Consider the following 16,951-nt stretch of genomic DNA (forward strand, 5'->3'; position numbering starts at 1 on the left):
AAAATAAACTTAGCATCATGAAATTTTTATATGAAATCTTTTGCAATTTTATTTACTTGCACTTACAAGTATAATTCAGCTCTTTCAATTGGAATTTCTGTAGCATCAATTGCTAATAAATTATTATTAGTAACTTTATGTTCCAATAATATCTTTTTGCCAGGTATATGAAAGTGACTATTTTTTATTAGAGTATTTTCAACTCAAAAGATATTACGAATACAACTAACATGACTAATATTATATTTTTTTGCAATAATACGATATGTACTATATTCTTTTCAGTATTCTAAAGTCATAAGTAATCTTTGCTCTATTGATAATTTATTTGGTCTACCACCAATTTGTTTTTGTTTAGCTTTAGCTTCTTTTAAAATTTCTACCATTTTCATGAAAGTTTTATATTTTATGCCTATTAGACTATAAAATTCATTTTCGTCTTTGTATTTATCTAACATTTGTACTTCACCTAGTAAATAATATTATCAAAATAGTAGATAAAATTAAAGGTTATGTACCAAGTCTATTATTGCCAATTAAAAAGAGTAAAAATAATCCCTTAAATCCAGATAAAAAGGAATATAATAGCTTTTTAAGTAAAGTTAGAATTGCCATTGAACATGTTTTTGCTAGATTAAAAAGATTTAAAATACTAGTTTATCGTTATCGCAATAAGATTAGAAGATTTGGATTACGATTTAACTTAATTTCAGGAATATATAATTTTGAATTAAGCTAGTTATAGTTATGTACCAAGTCTTATATTCTTTTCAGTATTCTAAAGTCATAAGTAATCTTTGCTCTATTGATAATTTATTTGGTCTACCACCAATTTGTTTTTGTTTAGCTTTAGCTTCTTTTAAAATTTCTACCATTTTCATGAAAGTTTTATATTTTATGCCTATTAGACTATAAAATTCATTTTCGTCTTTGTATTTATCTAACATTTGTACTTCACCTAGTAAATAATATTATCAAAATAGTAGATAAAATTAAAGGTTATGTACCAAGTCTAATGAAATATCGGTTGTAGCATTGAAAGTGATGTATCGCATTTAATAAAACAACAATTAGGATATGGAGCAAAAATATATAATCATAAGAATTTAAATAACTTATTACATTTAAAAATGGCAAATTTAAACAAATTAAATGTATTACATTATATTAATGAAAATATTAATTCAGAAATAGAAATCAGAAAAGAAATATATAAAAAGTCATTATGAAATAAATATAATAATAAAAATGATGATAGTTGAATTAATTATAAAGGTAATGTTATAACAAATAAATATAATAGATTTAAGTAAGCAAAAATATTAGTTAAAATTTAATAAAATTAATAATTTTTCATTGTGTAAAAATTCAATAATATGATAAAATGGTAATGAATAAAAATGACAACAACAAGAAAGGCAGGGTTAGTTTAGTAATTAAATAATATAATTAGCTGATTGTTTTACTTCTTCAAAGCAATACCTAAGAAAACTAAACGCGACCAAATTATTATTTTCATTGCATTAGCGAAACATTTGTTATATAATTTTATTGCTTTTATGCATTATAGCTTCGGTACAAGAGCAAAATGCAAAGGGAGAGATATAAATGCGACAAACGACAATTATTAATTCACAAGATGTGAAAAAAACATGATACATTATTGATGCCAGCGGTTTAATTTTAGGACGCTTAGCAACAAAAGTAGCAAGTATTTTAAGAGGTAAACATAAAGCAACATTTACCAGCCATGTTGATTGTGGTGATAATATTATCATTATTAATGCTCATAAAGTAATATTAAGTGGTAATAAGCTGAATAATAAAAAATATTATAATCACTCTGGTTTTGTTGGGGGTATGAGAGTGCGAACAGCTAAGGTAATGCAAGATAAGTATCCAATTGAGATGGTTGAAAGAACTATTAAAGGAATGTTACCGCATACTAGTTTGGGAAGAAAACAAGGTAAAAATTTATTTGTTTATGATAGTGAAAAGCACCCGCATAGTGCTCAAATGCCAAAACTATTAGTATTACAAGAAGAAGGGAGTTAATCGATTTAATGAAAATAAAAAAAGAAATTATTTATCGTGGTACGGGTAGAAGAAAAAAATCAGTAGCGCAAGTAGTATTAACTTCAGGAAAAGGGAATATTACTATTAATAATAAACCGGCACTTATTTTTTTTCCTTATGCAACATTAATCCAAGAGTTAGAACAACCATTATTGGTAACGGATATGAAAGAAAGCTTTGATATTAATGTTAAAGTTAATGGTGGTGGTTTTAGCGGTCAAGCTGGAGCTACGAGATTAGGTATTGCAAGAGCATTATTAGCATATTCACCAGATTATCGGATGAAGTTAAGGCAAAAAGGTTTAATAACTTGTGATTCACGAATTAAAGAAAGAGATAAGTATGGATTAAAAGGTCCCCGAGCAGGAAAGCAATTTTCAAAAAGATAATTTATATTTTAGCATATATCTCAAATATATGCTTTAATGGGACTATAGCTCAGTTGGTTAGAGCGCACGCTTGATAAGCGTGAGGTCGGTGGTTCAAGTCCACTTAGTCCCACCATTGATGGGCCCGTAGCTCAGCTGGGAGAGCACCTGCCTTGCACGCAGGGGGTCGGCGGTTCAATCCCGTTCGGGTCCACCATTTTAATTTCATTAATGACTTAAACTTAATTTTATTTATTATTCAAACAATAAAATTAAGTTTTTTGTTAAAATCATTTACAACAATTTATTTATTGTTAAAATTGTTTTATTACTAGATGTAATGTATTTGGGAGACTTGTTGTAATGAAAAAAAGAGTAAAGTTTAAAAAGCCTAGTTTTTCCAAGCAAGTGAAATTATTTTTTCAAAAAATTCATAATACTAAATTTACTCGCATTATGAGAAGTTTGTTATTGCTAACATTAGCAGCATTACTATTAACTTTAACTTTTAATTATTTTATTAATCCCGTAGGTTTTTACAATGGTGGTTTTAGTGGGATATCGCAAATTATTGTTTATTCAATTTTTTCATCACCTAAAGAGCAAGCGATGTGGTTTTACATTGTTGTTTTAATGTTAAATATTCCTTTTGTAATTTTTGGATATTTTAAAGTTGGCCGATATTTTACTGTTTATACTTTATTTTTTATGTTAATGCAAACAGCATGAAACTTTATTTTACGAGCAATTCCGATTTTAGATCAATTAAAAATTATGGAAGAATTAATTTTACCTAAGGATACTGATACGGGAAAAGCAGTGATGACTTTAGCGGCTTTTATTTATGCTTTTATTGGTTCAATTATTTGAGGTTTTGCTATCGCAATTGCTTTTATTGCTGGTGGTAGTTCTGGTGGTTCAGATTTTTTAGCTGCTTATTTAGCAGTGTGAAAAAAACAAGGTGTTGGTAAATTTCAAAAATATATGAATTATGCAATTATTGTTTTAGCAATTTTAATTAAATACTTTGTGCAAAAAAATGAAGATAATTTAATTTATGCTTTTTTTAAAAATTTTACTTTATATGTATCAATTATTTTTGCAACGATTAGTACTGTTGTTACTAATTTTATTTATCCAAAATTTAAATTAGTTAATGTGATGATTTTTACAAAATTACCATTAGATGTTTGTGAATATTTTAAAACTCATGAATATCCTCATGATACTACTTTAATTAGTTCTAGTGATATTAAGAGTGGTAAGGTTTCGGGAACAATTTTTGCGACAATTTCTTTAATAGAATATAAAAAAGTTAAATATAATGTAACAAGAATTGATAATAAAGCGTTTATTGTTGTTATTCCCGTGACGATGGTTTATGGTACCTTTAATATTCAAAGGTTTAATTAATATTCAAAATGCTAACCAAGGAGTTGACCAATGAAGCAAGGTTTTCTAAGATTTTTAAAAATAGTTGATTGGAAATTTATTACGATGGCAATTGCGATTATTTTAATAATTTTTTCATTACCAATTGTTATTTTAACGGAAAAGGAAACTATTATTCATAATGGTAAACCAGAATTTGTTTTAAGAAATAATTTAACATCGTTATTAGCAATGGTATTTTTTACTTCTGGTAATAGTCTTTTTTTTCAAAGATTAATGACATCACCAGAGTTTTTAGCTTTAATTGTGCTAATAATTAATATTATTGTTTATAGTTTAGCTGGGATTTTTTATATGATGAAAGGAATTTCCAAAAAAAAGCGTATTATTTCTACAATCTTTTTTAACAATTATGGTTTTAATTGGTTTTATTTTGTTAATTTTATTTATTGCTGAATTATACTTGTAAGTGCAAGTAAATAAAATTGCAAAAGATTTCATATAAAAATTTCATGATACTAAGTTTATTTTAGAAAAAGTAAATTTAAGGAGTTTTTATATGGGATACAAACATCTTGGCATAGATGAAAGAATTTATATTGAGAATCAATTGAAATTTAAAGTAAAAATTAGTGAAATAGCTAAAAATCTTAATCGAAGTATTAGTACTATTAATCGAGAAGTTAATAGAAATAAAGATAATAATCATTATTTTTCATTAATTGCACAAAATAAAGCAGAAAATAGAAAACAATTACATGTTTATTTTCATAAATTTAAAAATAGAGAATTAGTAAAATATGTACAACAAAAATTATTATTAGGTTGATCGCCTGAACAAATTTATGGCAGAATTAAAAATTTTCATCAAGAATGAATTATTAGTTTTAAAACAATTTACAATTGAATTTATTCTGGATTACTTGAAAAGGTTACTAGTAAAAATTTAAGAAGAAAAGGTAAGAAACGAAAATCTCAAGAAAATCGGGGTAAATTTAATGGTAAATCCATTAAAGAACGAAATGTTAATAATCGCATAACTCTTGGCCATTGAGAAGGTGATACTGTAGTATCATCACGAGGTAAAAGTAAATCATGTTTAATAACTTTAGTTGAAAGAACATCAAGATTTACTTTAGCAATATTAGTTGAAAATAGAACTACTAAAGTTATTAACAAAAATATTAGTCATTATTTATTAATTCTTCCAAATAATCTTGTTAAGACTATAACATTTGATAGGGGTAAAGAATTTGCTAATTGACAACAACTTGAAAAAAATTTAAATGTGAAAATTTATTTTGCTGATGCATATTCACCTTGACAAAGAGGTACTAATGAAAATACTAATGGTTTAATTAGAGAAAAATTTCCTAAAAAATTTAATTTTTCAAACACTACTAAAAATGCAGTTCATAAATTTATATTGTCTTTAAACCAAAGACCAAGAAAAATACTAAATTATCTTTCGCCAATCGAATATTTGGTTAGAAAAATAATTTAGTTGCACTTAACTTTACAATTTGGCATTGTTCAAAAAAATCGTGAAATTAGTGGTTGAAATTATGTTTATATTTTCCATCGTATTAATTTACAAAGTGTGTATTTTTTACCATTTTTAGGTTATATTCTCTATTTTGTTAGTTTTGGTCTATACTTATATTATTTTTTTATTAAACGCAATAAAAAATAAGATTTAGATATTTTTTAATAAAAAAATAATATAATATAAATAAGGAGGTTTATAAATGCAATTCGTTATTCGTGGTAAAAATATTGAAGTAATTGAGGCGATTCGTGAACGCATTATTAATAGTTTAGAAAAAATTAGTAAATATAAAATTATTAATCTTGATGATACTATTCATGTTGAAGTAAGAACTTATAAAGAAAATTTAAGTCGAGTTCGTGTTGTTCTTGATTTAAAAGGAAAGAGTAATCATTTACACGCTGAAGGTCAGCATATTGATTTATATGTTGCTATTGATGAGGTGCGTCATAAGTTAGAAGAACAATTACGAAGAATGAAGGACCGTTGAATTCCACGGGGTAAAGAAAAATTTACGAAAGTAGAATTTCCGGTTGATTTAACATTAGATGAGGATATCTAATGCCATTATTAAATTAGATAAAATATCTTTTATTTTAAAAATTTATTGCTATAATTAACCCATAGATTTAACTCTTAGTGGAGGTGATGGGTTAATTTAATAAATTAGTATTTGGAAATTAAATGTTTATTTTGTATAAAATAACCAAAGAAGTTATTGTAAAAATAAAATTTCAAAGTAAAATAACATATATAGTAAAATAAATGAAAAGGGAGAATTAAATATGAAATTATCAGGATTAAGATTAATAACAGCTTTAGCAGGACTTCCTGCTATCGTAGCATTACCAATTATTGGTTGTGGCACAAAAAAAGCCGCAGCAACTACAGTTACTGATAAAGCAATTGATAAGATTACGTTTGAAGAAGCTGATGCTTTTGCAGTTGCTGGCGCAGCAGGATGAAAAGATGATGCTATTCTTGCAGCGATTCAGGCAAAAGTTGATACGAAAGTTAAAGCTGCGGATGAGAGCGCTAAAGCGGCTGAGGCAGCATTAGTTGGAGCACTTCCAGCAGCTCCCGGACCAACAACTAAAAGTTCTGAAGTTAAATTTAGTGTAAAAGCAAAAGATGCTGCTGATGGAACATTTTCAAAAGAATTTACAATTAAAGTTACTCAAACAGGATAGTAATATCGTAATTTAGAAAAAGTGTTAAGAAAATACACTTACAGTTGTAAGTGTATTTTTTTTATAAAAATTATTTATTAATGCTGAATTATACTTGTAAGTGCAAGTAAATAAAATTGCAAAAGATTTCATATAAAAATTTCATGATGCTAAGTTTATTTTAGAAAAAGTAAATTTAAGGAGTTTTTATATGGGATACAAACATCTTGGCATAGATGAAAGAATTTATATTGAGAATCAATTGAAATTTAAAGTAAAAATTAGTGAAATAGCTAAAAATCTTAATCGAAGTATTAGTACTATTAATCGAGAAGTTAATAGAAATAAAGATAATAATCATTATTTTTCATTAATTGCACAAAATAAAGCAGAAAATAGAAAACAATTACATGTTTATTTTCATAAATTTAAAAATAGAGAATTAGTAAAATATGTACAACAAAAATTATTATTAGGTTGATCGCCTGAACAAATTTATGGCAGAATTAAAAATTTTCATCAAGAATGAATTATTAGTTTTAAAACAATTTACAATTGAATTTATTCTGGATTACTTGAAAAGGTTACTAGTAAAAATTTAAGAAGAAAAGGTAAGAAACGAAAATCTCAAGAAAATCGGGGTAAATTTAATGGTAAATCCATTAAAGAACGAAATGTTAATAATCGCATAACTCTTGGCCATTGAGAAGGTGATACTGTAGTATCATCACGAGGTAAAAGTAAATCATGTTTAATAACTTTAGTTGAAAGAACATGAACATCAAGATTTACTTTAGCAATATTAGTTGAAAATAGAACTACTAAAGTTATTAACAAAAATATTAGTCATTATTTATCAATTCTTCCAAATAATCTTGTTAAGACTATAACATTTGATAGGGGTAAAGAATTTGCTAATTGACAACAACTTGAAAAAAATTTAAATGTGAAAATTTATTTTGCTGATGCATATTCACCTTGACAAAGAGGTACTAATGAAAATACTAATGGTTTAATTAGAGAAAAATTTCCTAAAAAATTTAATTTTTCAAACACTACTAAAAATGCAGTTCATAAATTTATATTGTCTTTAAACCAAAGACCAAGAAAAATACTAAATTATCTTTCGCCAATCGAATATTTGGTTAGAAAAATAATTTAGTTGCACTTAACTTTACAATTTGGCTAATTAAATTCCTTGAAAAACTAATATTTGTTAGTAAAATGTTTATATAACAAAACTTGGAAAGAGGGATTAATTATTTATGAAGTGACTTATACCGTTTTTAGCAAGTTTGACATTAACACCACTAATTATTGTGATGCCATTAGTAAGTTGTAGCAATACTGAGATGAAACAGTCAGGAAGTTTAGATAGTCGGATTAGTAGTTTATCTGATACTGTGGAAATAAAAGATATTTCTCCGGCCAAGTGAAATTCTTTTGGTTTGCAATTATATGCTGTTATGGATTTGATAGAAAAACTTGGAATGGATTTAAATGAAGCGAGAGCTAATTTAAACTTTGATGAAAGTTCTCCGTTTGATACATCCCATAATGTTGTGGAGTTAACGATTACTGTGCGAGCAATGCCAAATAAAGGGAAAGCAAAAAAAGAAGTTAAATATATTTTTACAATGAAAGCAGATAAGCAACTCTTTTTAACTAATATCTTGTAAAATTAGTGATTTCCCAGTAATATAACTTATATAACAATACATGCAAAGGAGAATTAAATATGAAAAAAAGTTTTATATCATTTTTAGCAACCTTAACATTAACCCCCATGACATTGATGACAGTAATGCCGACCGTATCTTGTAGTTTAAAAAGTATTGATGCTCGTATTAATGCGTTACCAGATACTGTGGAAATAAAAGATGTTGATGAGAAATGGTGGGTTTCGCATGACTTAACCGGTCTAATTGTATATGATATACTGATTAAGATAGGATTGCAAATTGATGAAGCGATTGGGTCGCGTTTAGTTTTCTTAGGTATTGCTTTGAAGAAGTAAAACAATCAGCTAATTATATTATTTAATTACTAAACTAACCCTGCCTTTCCTTGTTATTGTCATTTTTATTCATGATTATTTTACCATATTATTGAATTTTTACACACTAAAAATTATTAATATTATTAAATTTTCACTAATATATATTAATTTTATATTTTTACTTACTTAAATCTATTATATTTATTTGTTACAGCATTACCTTTATAATTAATTCAACTATCATCATTTTTATTATTATGCCAAATTGTAAAGTTAAGTGCAACTAAATTATTTTTCTAACCAAATATTCGATTGGCGAAAGATAATTTAGTATTTTTCTTGGTCTTTGGTTTAAAGACAATATAAATTTATGAACTGCATTTTTAGTAGTGTTTGAAAATGCCAAATTGTAAAGTTAAGTGCAACTAAATTATTTTTCTAACCAAATATTCGATTGGCGAAAGATAATTTAGTATTTTTCTTGGTCTTTGGTTTAAAGACAATATAAATTTATGAACTGCATTTTTAGTAGTGTTTGAAAAATTTAATTTTTTAGGAAATTTTTCTCTAATTAAACCATTAGTATTTTCATTAGTACCTCTTTGTCAAGGTGAATATGCATCAGCAAAATAAATTTTCACATTTAAATTTTTTTCAAGTTGTTGTCAATTAGCAAATTCTTTACCCCTATCAAATGTTATAGTCTTAACAAGATTATTTGGAAGAATTGATAAATAATGACTAATATTTTTGTTAATAACTTTAGTAGTTCTATTTTCAACTAATATTGCTAAAGTAAATCTTGATGTTCTTTCAACTAAAGTTATTAAACATGATTTACTTTTACCTCGTGATGATACTACAGTATCACCTTCTCAATGGCCAAGAGTTATGCGATTATTAACATTTCGTTCTTTAATGGATTTACCATTAAATTTACCCCGATTTTCTTGAGATTTTCGTTTCTTACCTTTTCTTCTTAAATTTTTACTAGTAACCTTTTCAAGTAATCCAGAATAAATTCAATTGTAAATTGTTTTAAAACTAATAATTCATTCTTGATGAAAATTTTTAATTCTGCCATAAATTTGTTCAGGCGATCAACCTAATAATAATTTTTGTTGTACATATTTTACTAATTCTCTATTTTTAAATTTATGAAAATAAACATGTAATTGTTTTCTATTTTCTGCTTTATTTTGTGCAATTAATGAAAAATAATGATTATTATCTTTATTTCTATTAACTTCTCGATTAATAGTACTAATACTTCGATTAAGATTTTTAGCTATTTCACTAATTTTTACTTTAAATTTCAATTGATTCTCAATATAAATTCTTTCATCTATGCCAAGATGTTTGTATCCCATATAAAAACTCCTTAAATTTACTTTTTCTAAAATAAACTTAGCATCATGAAATTTTTATATGAAATCTTTTGCAATTTTATTTACTTGCACTTACAAGTATAATTCAGCGTTTAAAAAAATAAATATCAAGTTCAGGAATATCACGATATTTAATGCGACGCCCTTTTTTACTATTTTTCGCATCAATTAAGGTGTTTCGTCAGCGTTCATATTCTTCAATGCTCGTAAAGGTGCCATAGATGACTTTTAAGTAGGGACGAAAAATATTAACGGGTTTTTTGCGAATTCCCACAATCACATTATTGGCAATATCACGAACTTTAACTCAAATATGTTTATCTCTTTGACCGCTAGCAAGCACAATATGACCGAAATGGCGTGCCAAAGCGAAATATTCTTGAATACCGGCTTCTTCGTTTTTGGTATTATTTTTTTCTCAATCAGTTCCTTCTAAAAATAAGTTGGTTTCATCTCATAACAGTAAGGTTTTGTCTGGCAATACCGGATAATCAAAGTCTAACAATCCCATATGGCCTAAACTTAATTTTTGGGTTTCTAGTAATGGAAAGGTTGCGGCGATGTGATATTTCTTCTTTTTTAGTAATTTTGCTGCGTATACTAGAAAAGCAGTTTTTCCAGTCCCTAATGAACCAATCACAATATTTAATGGTGAATTTTTTAAGAAATTAATAACTTTGTTAATTTGTGTTAAATTACCGATTTTAAAAAGGAAAATTAAAATACAACCGGCTAAAAATAAATAGCTCACAATGTTTTTGAAATAACCGTTGTAAATGTATCAAATTGCTCCTCAATGTCATAAAATTAAAAATGAGGTGCGATTCAATTCAATAAAATGGTTATTTTTTTCTATTATTCATTTGCAAAATTTCATCTTGCACCTCATTTTATTTTTTGTTAGCGCACTGCGCCAAGTAATTTTTCAAACATTTTAAAGCAAATAAAGAATATTGCCAAAATAAATGGAAAAATGAAGATTCAGTAGTCGGCAAAGAAGTTACCAACTTGCGGCATATTAACGGCAATAATTTCTCACATTTTAGTAAACGCTGTTATAATTGCATTTCACAATTTAGTCATCGCATCGCTAGCTGTTATTTTTGCTGGTGCATCGGCCAAGAAAGTTCCAATCATATAATCACCCCCTTTCTTTAATGTAACTTCTTGACATTAATTTTGTTTCTATCTAAATACTGATATGGTTTTCCAAAGTAGCATTAGAATAAATCACACCATAATTGCTGTTAAGAATCAAAAAGCAATGTTTGCTATTAAAAGTCAAAGTGTTTCTTTGGTTAAATCAATTTCTTCACCACCACTAATATGAGCCGGAATAGTTGTGATTTGAATAAATAAATCTCAGAAAGTTTGTTTAATTTGTTCTCAATTAAATTCTTTTAAGTTTATTGTCATTTTTTATTTCCCAAAAATCATTTTTATTGGTAAATACATAATTGAAATTAAGGCGAAAATAAAAGTAATGATAATAATTAATCCGGCAATAAATGCAACTTGTGCAGGCATTTTTTCTATCGGAACAAACAGTTTTAAAAATTCCATAATAATTTCTCAAAACATTATTTTTTATCCTCATTATTTTCTTTTGAATTAGGCGCTTTAACTCATTCTTCAAAGCGAGCAATAAATACTTTCTCGTCTTTTGTGAAATTACCAGTATTATTTTTAATGGCATTTTTATATTTAATTCTAATTTTTATTTTGGCATAAATTTTATAAGCAACATATGCTGACAGCATTATGCTGATAATAATAAATATTAGTCCAATTGCAATATTCATTTTTAAACTCCTTTAAAATAGTTATAATTCATATCTTTTTTGTTGTTTTCTTTTTCGGCAATGAAGAAACTTAATAATTCTTGGCCTTTAATTAACTTGGTTTCTTGTTCTTGTTCTTGTTGATTAATTGATTGATTAATTGAAATTACTTGATATTTAATATTTACTATCTTTTATTATTCCAATGCAAATTGAATTTTCGTATTTTCCTTTATAAACAAATCGCTTTGGAAACCAAATACCGATTTGTTCATTAAATCATGGAATTTTTGGTGCTTTAATAAGCATTGCGTTTTGTGTTTCTTTTAAGAGATATTTTTTAGTATTTAAGAAAATGTTTTCAATGTTTTTCATAGTAAATTACCTTTCTTGTGAATAAACTAAGTTATATTAACTAAGTTGTTAGTTAACTTAGTTTTTTAAACACTTATATATCGCAGATTTAAGTGTTTAACAAGCTTTGTTATTAAATTTTATTTTTTAATGCCAAATTGTAAAGTTAAGTGCAACTAAATTATTTTTCTAACCAAATATTCGATTGGCGAAAGATAATTTAGTATTTTTCTTGGTCTTTGGTTTAAAGACAATATAAATTTATGAACTGCATTTTTAGTAGTGTTTGAAAAATTAAATTTTTTAGGAAATTTTTCTCTAATTAAACCATTAGTATTTTCATTAGTACCTCTTTGTCAAGGTGAATATGCATCAGCAAAATAAATTTTCACATTTAAATTTTTTTCAAGTTGTTGTCAATTAGCAAATTCTTTACCCCTATCAAATGTTATAGTCTTAACAAGATTATTTGGAAGAATTGATAAATAATGACTAATATTTTTGTTAATAACTTTAGTAGTTCTATTTTCAACTAATATTGCTAAAGTAAATCTTGATGTTCTTTCAACTAAAGTTATTAAACATGATTTACTTTTACCTCGTGATGATACTACAGTATCACCTTCTCAATGGCCAAGAGTTATGCGATTATTAACATTTCGTTCTTTAATGGATTTACCATTAAATTTACCCCGATTTTCTTGAGATTTTCGTTTCTTACCTTTTCTTCTTAAATTTTTACTAGTAACCTTTTCAAGTAATCCAGAATAAATTCAATTGTAAATTGTTTTAAAACTAATAATTCATTCTTGATGAAAATTTTTAATTCTGCCATAAATTTGTTCAGGCGATCAACCTAATAATAATTTTTGTTGTACATATTTTACTAATTCTCTATTTTTAAATTTATGAAAATAAACATGTAATTGTTTTCTATTTTCTGCTTTATTTTGTGCAATTAATGAAAAATAATGATTATTATCTTTATTTCTATTAACTTCTCGATTAATAGTACTAATACTTCGATTAAGATTTTTAGCTATTTCACTAATTTTTACTTTAAATTTCAATTGATTCTCAATATAAATTCTTTCATCTATGCCAAGATGTTTGTATCCCATATAAAAACTCCTTAAATTTACTTTTTCTAAAATAAACTTAGCATCATGAAATTTTTATATGAAATCTTTTGCAATTTTATTTACTTGCACTTACAAGTATAATTCAGCTAATTAAATAAAGATTTTAATAATTTTAAACTTAGTATATCCCTATATAGAAATTTCTACACTTTAATATCCGCATCCTACCCTTGGAACTAATTTAATAGCGTGTATATTTTTAGGAAATCCACCCATTCATTTTTTTATTGCAAAACAAAACAAATTGCTATAGCTAATAGGGTGTTATCTATTAACTGGTAAACTTCTTTTGGTTATGGCGACCACCCACAATTTATCGTGCTTTTAATACATACCAACATTATTAACTCACTTGTATTTAATTTTCAAAGAACAAATTTTTAACACCTTATAAAATAAAAAGACAATCATTGCTGACTGCCTTAATACTTATTCAAATATTTTCCTACCTAACAAAACTTTATGCGTCCAACGCGACCTAATAAAATCATTCTTAAATTAATTTTATTAAAATATGTTAAAATTATTTATTAAAAGCTGAATTATACTTGTAAGTGCAAGTAAATAAAATTGCAAAAGATTTCATATAAAAATTTCATGATGCTAAGTTTATTTTAGAAAAAGTAAATTTAAGGAGTTTTTATATGGGATACAAACATCTTGGCATAGATGAAAGAATTTATATTGAGAATCAATTGAAATTTAAAGTAAAAATTAGTGAAATAGCTAAAAATCTTAATCGAAGTATTAGTACTATTAATCGAGAAGTTAATAGAAATAAAGATAATAATCATTATTTTTCATTAATTGCACAAAATAAAGCAGAAAATAGAAAACAATTACATGTTTATTTTCATAAGCTGAATTATACTTGTAAGTGCAAGTAAATAAAATTGCAAAAGATTTCATATAAAAATTTCATGATGCTAAGTTTATTTTAGAAAAAGTAAATTTAAGGAGTTTTTATATGGGATACAAACATCTTGGCATAGATGAAAGAATTTATATTGAGAATCAATTGAAATTTAAAGTAAAAATTAGTGAAATAGCTAAAAATCTTAATCGAAGTATTAGTACTATTAATCGAGAAGTTAATAGAAATAAAGATAATAATCATTATTTTTCATTAATTGCACAAAATAAAGCAGAAAATAGAAAACAATTACATGTTTATTTTCATAAATTTAAAAATAGAGAATTAGTAAAATATGTACAACAAAAATTATTATTAGGCTGATCGCCTGAACAAATTTATGGCAGAATTAAAAATTTTCATCAAGAATGAATTATTAGTTTTAAAACAATTTACAATTGAATTTATTCTGGATTACTTGAAAAGGTTACTAGTAAAAATTTAAGAAGAAAAGGTAAGAAACGAAAATCTCAAGAAAATCGGGGTAAATTTAATGGTAAATCCATTAAAGAACGAAATGTTAATAATCGCATAACTCTTGGCCATTGAGAAGGTGATACTGTAGTATCATCACGAGGTAAAAGTAAATCATGTTTAATAACTTTAGTTGAAAGAACATCAAGATTTACTTTAGCAATATTAGTTGAAAATAGAACTACTAAAGTTATTAACAAAAATATTAGTCATTATTTATCAATTCTTCCAAATAATCTTGTTAAGACTATAACATTTGATAGGGGTAAAGAATTTGCTAATTGACAACAACTTGAAAAAAATTTAAATGTGAAAATTTATTTTGCTGATGCATATTCACCTTGACAAAGAGGTACTAATGAAAATACTAATGGTTTAATTAGAGAAAAATTTCCTAAAAAATTTAATTTTTCAAACACTACTAAAAATGCAGTTCATAAATTTATATTGTCTTTAAACCAAAGACCAAGAAAAATACTAAATTATCTTTCGCCAATCGAATATTTGGTTAGAAAAATAATTTAGTTGCACTTAACTTTACAATTTGGCATAAATTTAAAAATAGAGAATTAGTAAAATATGTACAACAAAAATTATTATTAGGTTGATCGCCTGAACAAATTTATGGCAGAATTAAAAATTTTCATCAAGAATGAATTATTAGTTTTAAAACAATTTACAATTGAATTTATTCTGGATTACTTGAAAAGGTTACTAGTAAAAATTTAAGAAGAAAAGGTAAGAAACGAAAATCTCAAGAAAATCGGGGTAAATTTAATGGTAAATCCATTAAAGAACGAAATGTTAATAATCGCATAACTCTTGGCCATTGAGAAGGTGATACTGTAGTATCATCACGAGGTAAAAGTAAATCATGTTTAATAACTTTAGTTGAAAGAACATCAAGATTTACTTTAGCAATATTAGTTGAAAATAGAACTACTAAAGTTATTAACAAAAATATTAGTCATTATTTATCAATTCTTCCAAATAATCTTGTTAAGACTATAACATTTGATAGGGGTAAAGAATTTGCTAATTGACAACAACTTGAAAAAAATTTAAATGTGAAAATTTATTTTGCTGATGCATATTCACCTTGACAAAGAGGTACTAATGAAAATACTAATGGTTTAATTAGAGAAAAATTTCCTAAAAAATTTAATTTTTCAAACACTACTAAAAATGCAGTTCATAAATTTATATTGTCTTTAAACCAAAGACCAAGAAAAATACTAAATTATCTTTCGCCAATCGAATATTTGGTTAGAAAAATAATTTAGTTGCACTTAACTTTACAATTTGGCAAAAATAATAAATTTAGTAAAATTATTTATTATTTTAAAATTAAGAGAATTTGTTATAAAATTACCTTAATAAGGAATTTTAGAAAGGTAAAAATATGAAAGATAAGATTTTGCAGTTAATTAAGGAACATAACCGAATTATATTGCTTCGTCATATTATTCCTGATGGTGATGCTTATGGTGTGCAGTTAGGTTTAAAAGAAATAATTAAAACTAATTGACCTAATAAGATTGTCCTAGCAGCGGGAACGAATAGTGATTATTTAAACTTTATTGGGACTATGGATACAGTGCATGATGATGATTTTAAAGATAGTTTAGTTATTATTGGTGATTGTGGTAATTTAGCACGAGTTGATGATGACCGATATAAATTAGCAAAAACTATTATTAAGATTGACCATCATCCCAATGTTGAACCTTATGGTGATATTATTTGAGTTGATGAACAATTTGGTTCAGCTAGTGAAATGATTGCTTTATGAGTTAAGGAATGTAATTTAAAGGTATCATCATTAGCGGCAAGAATTATTTATCATGGAATGGTAACAGATAGTGGTCGTTTTCTTTATTCACGAACTAATGCCAGAACATTTAGTCTTGCTAGTTTTTTATTAATAAAAGGGTTTGATTTAGATCAATTATATCGTGAAATGTATCAAGTTAGTGAAGAAGATTTAAAATTTATGAGTTTTGTTTATGAAAATTATCAAACTTCAACGAAAGGAGTTTTATATTTAGTATTTGATAACAAAACATTAAAGAAATTAGGCATTAATCATAATACTGTTGCTAGTAAGGTCAATCTATTAGCTAATGTTAAAAATAAACCAATTTGAGTATTTTTTTGTGAGGATGAAAATCATAATATTCGTGTTGAACTACGATCAAATAAATTTTTTGTTAATACTGTTGCTAGCAAATATAATGGTGGTGGTCATAATTTTGCTGCGGGAGCACGAATTAATGATTTTAATGATGTTAAAAATATTATTAGTGATTTAGATGAAGTGATTAGTAGAGGAGAACCAAAATAAGT

The 16,951-nt window shown here is 25.7% G+C and carries 25 protein-coding genes, 2 tRNA genes and 1 pseudogene; 17 read left to right on the forward strand and 11 right to left on the reverse strand.

All coding sequences use genetic code 4. The annotated features are described in order from the left end of the window. Positions 1 to 62 precede the first annotated feature (62 nt). A complete protein-coding gene (locus tag ACFEL5_RS05475) occupies positions 63 to 458 on the reverse strand; it encodes a transposase family protein (RefSeq protein WP_375315183.1) in 396 nt (131 codons plus the stop codon). 74 nt (positions 459 to 532) lie between these two features. On the opposite strand from ACFEL5_RS05475, the pseudogene ACFEL5_RS05480 reads away from it, so the two are divergent. Continuing rightward, a pseudogene (locus ACFEL5_RS05480) lies at positions 533 to 739 on the forward strand (transposase family protein); the annotation flags it as partial. Here ACFEL5_RS05480 and ACFEL5_RS05485 read toward each other — a convergent pair. Beyond that, entirely contained in the window at positions 699 to 947 is a 249-nt protein-coding gene (locus tag ACFEL5_RS05485) for a hypothetical protein (protein ID WP_375315109.1), read from the reverse strand. The pseudogene ACFEL5_RS05480 and the gene ACFEL5_RS05485 sit on opposite strands and share 41 nt — an antisense overlap. Before the next feature lie 661 nt (positions 948 to 1,608). On the opposite strand from ACFEL5_RS05485, the gene rplM reads away from it, so the two are divergent. The 12 genes from rplM (at position 1,609) to ACFEL5_RS05545 (ending at position 8,571) form a co-directional block, all read left to right on the forward strand. Next, complete coding sequence (rplM, locus tag ACFEL5_RS05490) at positions 1,609 to 2,055, forward strand: 50S ribosomal protein L13 (RefSeq protein WP_338968327.1); 447 nt, start codon at positions 1,609 to 1,611, stop codon at positions 2,053 to 2,055. 8 nt (positions 2,056 to 2,063) lie between these two features. Next, the gene (rpsI, locus tag ACFEL5_RS05495; RefSeq protein WP_338968328.1) at positions 2,064 to 2,465 is read left to right on the forward strand and encodes a 30S ribosomal protein S9; all 402 of its coding nucleotides are present in this window, start codon (positions 2,064 to 2,066) and stop codon (positions 2,463 to 2,465) included. A gap of 38 nt (positions 2,466 to 2,503) precedes the next feature. Then, positions 2,504 to 2,580, forward strand: a tRNA-Ile gene (locus tag ACFEL5_RS05500). 5 nt (positions 2,581 to 2,585) lie between these two features. Next, a tRNA-Ala gene (locus ACFEL5_RS05505) sits at positions 2,586 to 2,661 on the forward strand. Positions 2,662 to 2,807: 146 nt separating this feature from the next. Continuing rightward, the gene (locus tag ACFEL5_RS05510) at positions 2,808 to 3,857 is read left to right on the forward strand and encodes a YitT family protein (RefSeq protein ID WP_338968329.1); all 1,050 of its coding nucleotides are present in this window, start codon (positions 2,808 to 2,810) and stop codon (positions 3,855 to 3,857) included. A gap of 30 nt (positions 3,858 to 3,887) precedes the next feature. Beyond that, positions 3,888 to 4,319, forward strand: coding sequence for a hypothetical protein (locus ACFEL5_RS05515; protein ID WP_375315184.1), 432 nt, complete (start codon positions 3,888 to 3,890; stop codon positions 4,317 to 4,319). A 76-nt stretch (positions 4,320 to 4,395) separates the two neighbouring features. Further along, entirely contained in the window at positions 4,396 to 5,340 is a 945-nt protein-coding gene (locus ACFEL5_RS05520; protein WP_375315185.1) for an IS30 family transposase, read from the forward strand. A gap of 244 nt (positions 5,341 to 5,584) precedes the next feature. Beyond that, complete coding sequence (hpf, locus tag ACFEL5_RS05525) at positions 5,585 to 5,947, forward strand: ribosome hibernation-promoting factor, HPF/YfiA family (RefSeq protein ID WP_375315186.1); 363 nt, start codon at positions 5,585 to 5,587, stop codon at positions 5,945 to 5,947. Between the two features lie 223 nt (positions 5,948 to 6,170). Then, on the forward strand, positions 6,171 to 6,575 hold the full coding sequence (locus ACFEL5_RS05530; RefSeq protein WP_375315187.1) for a hypothetical protein: 405 nt from the start codon (positions 6,171 to 6,173) through the stop codon (positions 6,573 to 6,575). 190 nt (positions 6,576 to 6,765) lie between these two features. Further along, positions 6,766 to 7,716, forward strand: a complete 951-nt coding sequence (locus ACFEL5_RS05535) for an IS30 family transposase (RefSeq protein WP_375315172.1) — start codon at positions 6,766 to 6,768, stop codon at positions 7,714 to 7,716. A 103-nt stretch (positions 7,717 to 7,819) separates the two neighbouring features. Beyond that, a complete protein-coding gene (locus tag ACFEL5_RS05540) occupies positions 7,820 to 8,233 on the forward strand; it encodes a hypothetical protein (RefSeq protein WP_338968340.1) in 414 nt (137 codons plus the stop codon). Between the two features lie 59 nt (positions 8,234 to 8,292). Further along, complete coding sequence (locus tag ACFEL5_RS05545; RefSeq protein ID WP_375315188.1) at positions 8,293 to 8,571, forward strand: hypothetical protein; 279 nt, start codon at positions 8,293 to 8,295, stop codon at positions 8,569 to 8,571. Between the two features lie 265 nt (positions 8,572 to 8,836). Here the strand turns inward: ACFEL5_RS05545 and ACFEL5_RS05550 are convergent, their stop codons facing one another. The 9 genes from ACFEL5_RS05550 to ACFEL5_RS05590 all read right to left on the reverse strand — a co-directional run bounded on the left by ACFEL5_RS05550 (position 8,837) and on the right by ACFEL5_RS05590 (position 13,197). Continuing rightward, on the reverse strand, positions 8,837 to 8,959 hold the full coding sequence (locus tag ACFEL5_RS05550; RefSeq protein ID WP_375315189.1) for a hypothetical protein: 123 nt from the start codon (positions 8,957 to 8,959) through the stop codon (positions 8,837 to 8,839). Between the two features lie 19 nt (positions 8,960 to 8,978). Further along, on the reverse strand, positions 8,979 to 9,923 hold the full coding sequence (locus ACFEL5_RS05555; RefSeq protein WP_375315190.1) for an IS30 family transposase: 945 nt from the start codon (positions 9,921 to 9,923) through the stop codon (positions 8,979 to 8,981). 76 nt (positions 9,924 to 9,999) lie between these two features. Beyond that, entirely contained in the window at positions 10,000 to 10,818 is an 819-nt protein-coding gene (locus tag ACFEL5_RS05560) for a hypothetical protein (protein WP_375315191.1), read from the reverse strand. Between the two features lie 23 nt (positions 10,819 to 10,841). Beyond that, positions 10,842 to 11,078, reverse strand: a complete 237-nt coding sequence (locus ACFEL5_RS05565) for a hypothetical protein (RefSeq protein WP_338967064.1) — start codon at positions 11,076 to 11,078, stop codon at positions 10,842 to 10,844. 48 nt (positions 11,079 to 11,126) lie between these two features. After that, on the reverse strand, positions 11,127 to 11,357 hold the full coding sequence (locus tag ACFEL5_RS05570) for a hypothetical protein (RefSeq protein WP_375315192.1): 231 nt from the start codon (positions 11,355 to 11,357) through the stop codon (positions 11,127 to 11,129). A 3-nt stretch (positions 11,358 to 11,360) separates the two neighbouring features. Continuing rightward, the gene (locus tag ACFEL5_RS05575; protein ID WP_342277701.1) at positions 11,361 to 11,522 is read right to left on the reverse strand and encodes a hypothetical protein; all 162 of its coding nucleotides are present in this window, start codon (positions 11,520 to 11,522) and stop codon (positions 11,361 to 11,363) included. Continuing rightward, positions 11,522 to 11,743, reverse strand: a complete 222-nt coding sequence (locus ACFEL5_RS05580; protein ID WP_375315193.1) for a hypothetical protein — start codon at positions 11,741 to 11,743, stop codon at positions 11,522 to 11,524. Before ACFEL5_RS05580 ends, ACFEL5_RS05575 begins: the two co-directional genes overlap by 1 nt. 156 nt (positions 11,744 to 11,899) lie before the next feature. Continuing rightward, positions 11,900 to 12,097, reverse strand: coding sequence for a hypothetical protein (locus ACFEL5_RS05585; protein ID WP_375315194.1), 198 nt, complete (start codon positions 12,095 to 12,097; stop codon positions 11,900 to 11,902). A gap of 155 nt (positions 12,098 to 12,252) precedes the next feature. Continuing rightward, complete coding sequence (locus ACFEL5_RS05590; protein WP_338966716.1) at positions 12,253 to 13,197, reverse strand: IS30 family transposase; 945 nt, start codon at positions 13,195 to 13,197, stop codon at positions 12,253 to 12,255. Between the two features lie 665 nt (positions 13,198 to 13,862). On the opposite strand from ACFEL5_RS05590, the gene ACFEL5_RS05595 reads away from it, so the two are divergent. The 4 genes from ACFEL5_RS05595 (at position 13,863) to ACFEL5_RS05610 (ending at position 16,949) form a co-directional block, all read left to right on the forward strand. After that, positions 13,863 to 14,105 (forward strand): helix-turn-helix domain-containing protein, encoded by a 243-nt coding sequence (locus tag ACFEL5_RS05595; protein WP_375315104.1) that lies wholly within the window; start codon positions 13,863 to 13,865, stop codon positions 14,103 to 14,105. An 80-nt stretch (positions 14,106 to 14,185) separates the two neighbouring features. Then, a complete protein-coding gene (locus tag ACFEL5_RS05600; protein ID WP_338966716.1) occupies positions 14,186 to 15,130 on the forward strand; it encodes an IS30 family transposase in 945 nt (314 codons plus the stop codon). 95 nt (positions 15,131 to 15,225) lie between these two features. Then, on the forward strand, positions 15,226 to 15,888 hold the full coding sequence (locus ACFEL5_RS05605; protein WP_338968999.1) for an IS30 family transposase: 663 nt from the start codon (positions 15,226 to 15,228) through the stop codon (positions 15,886 to 15,888). A gap of 119 nt (positions 15,889 to 16,007) precedes the next feature. Further along, positions 16,008 to 16,949 (forward strand): DHH family phosphoesterase, encoded by a 942-nt coding sequence (locus ACFEL5_RS05610; protein WP_338967773.1) that lies wholly within the window; start codon positions 16,008 to 16,010, stop codon positions 16,947 to 16,949. Positions 16,950 to 16,951: the final 2 nt, after the last annotated feature.

Origin of the sequence: Spiroplasma endosymbiont of Tipula paludosa (assembly GCF_964264785.1) — a bacterium.
Classification (GTDB): Bacteria; Bacillota_I; Bacilli_A; order Mycoplasmatales; family Nriv7; genus Nriv7.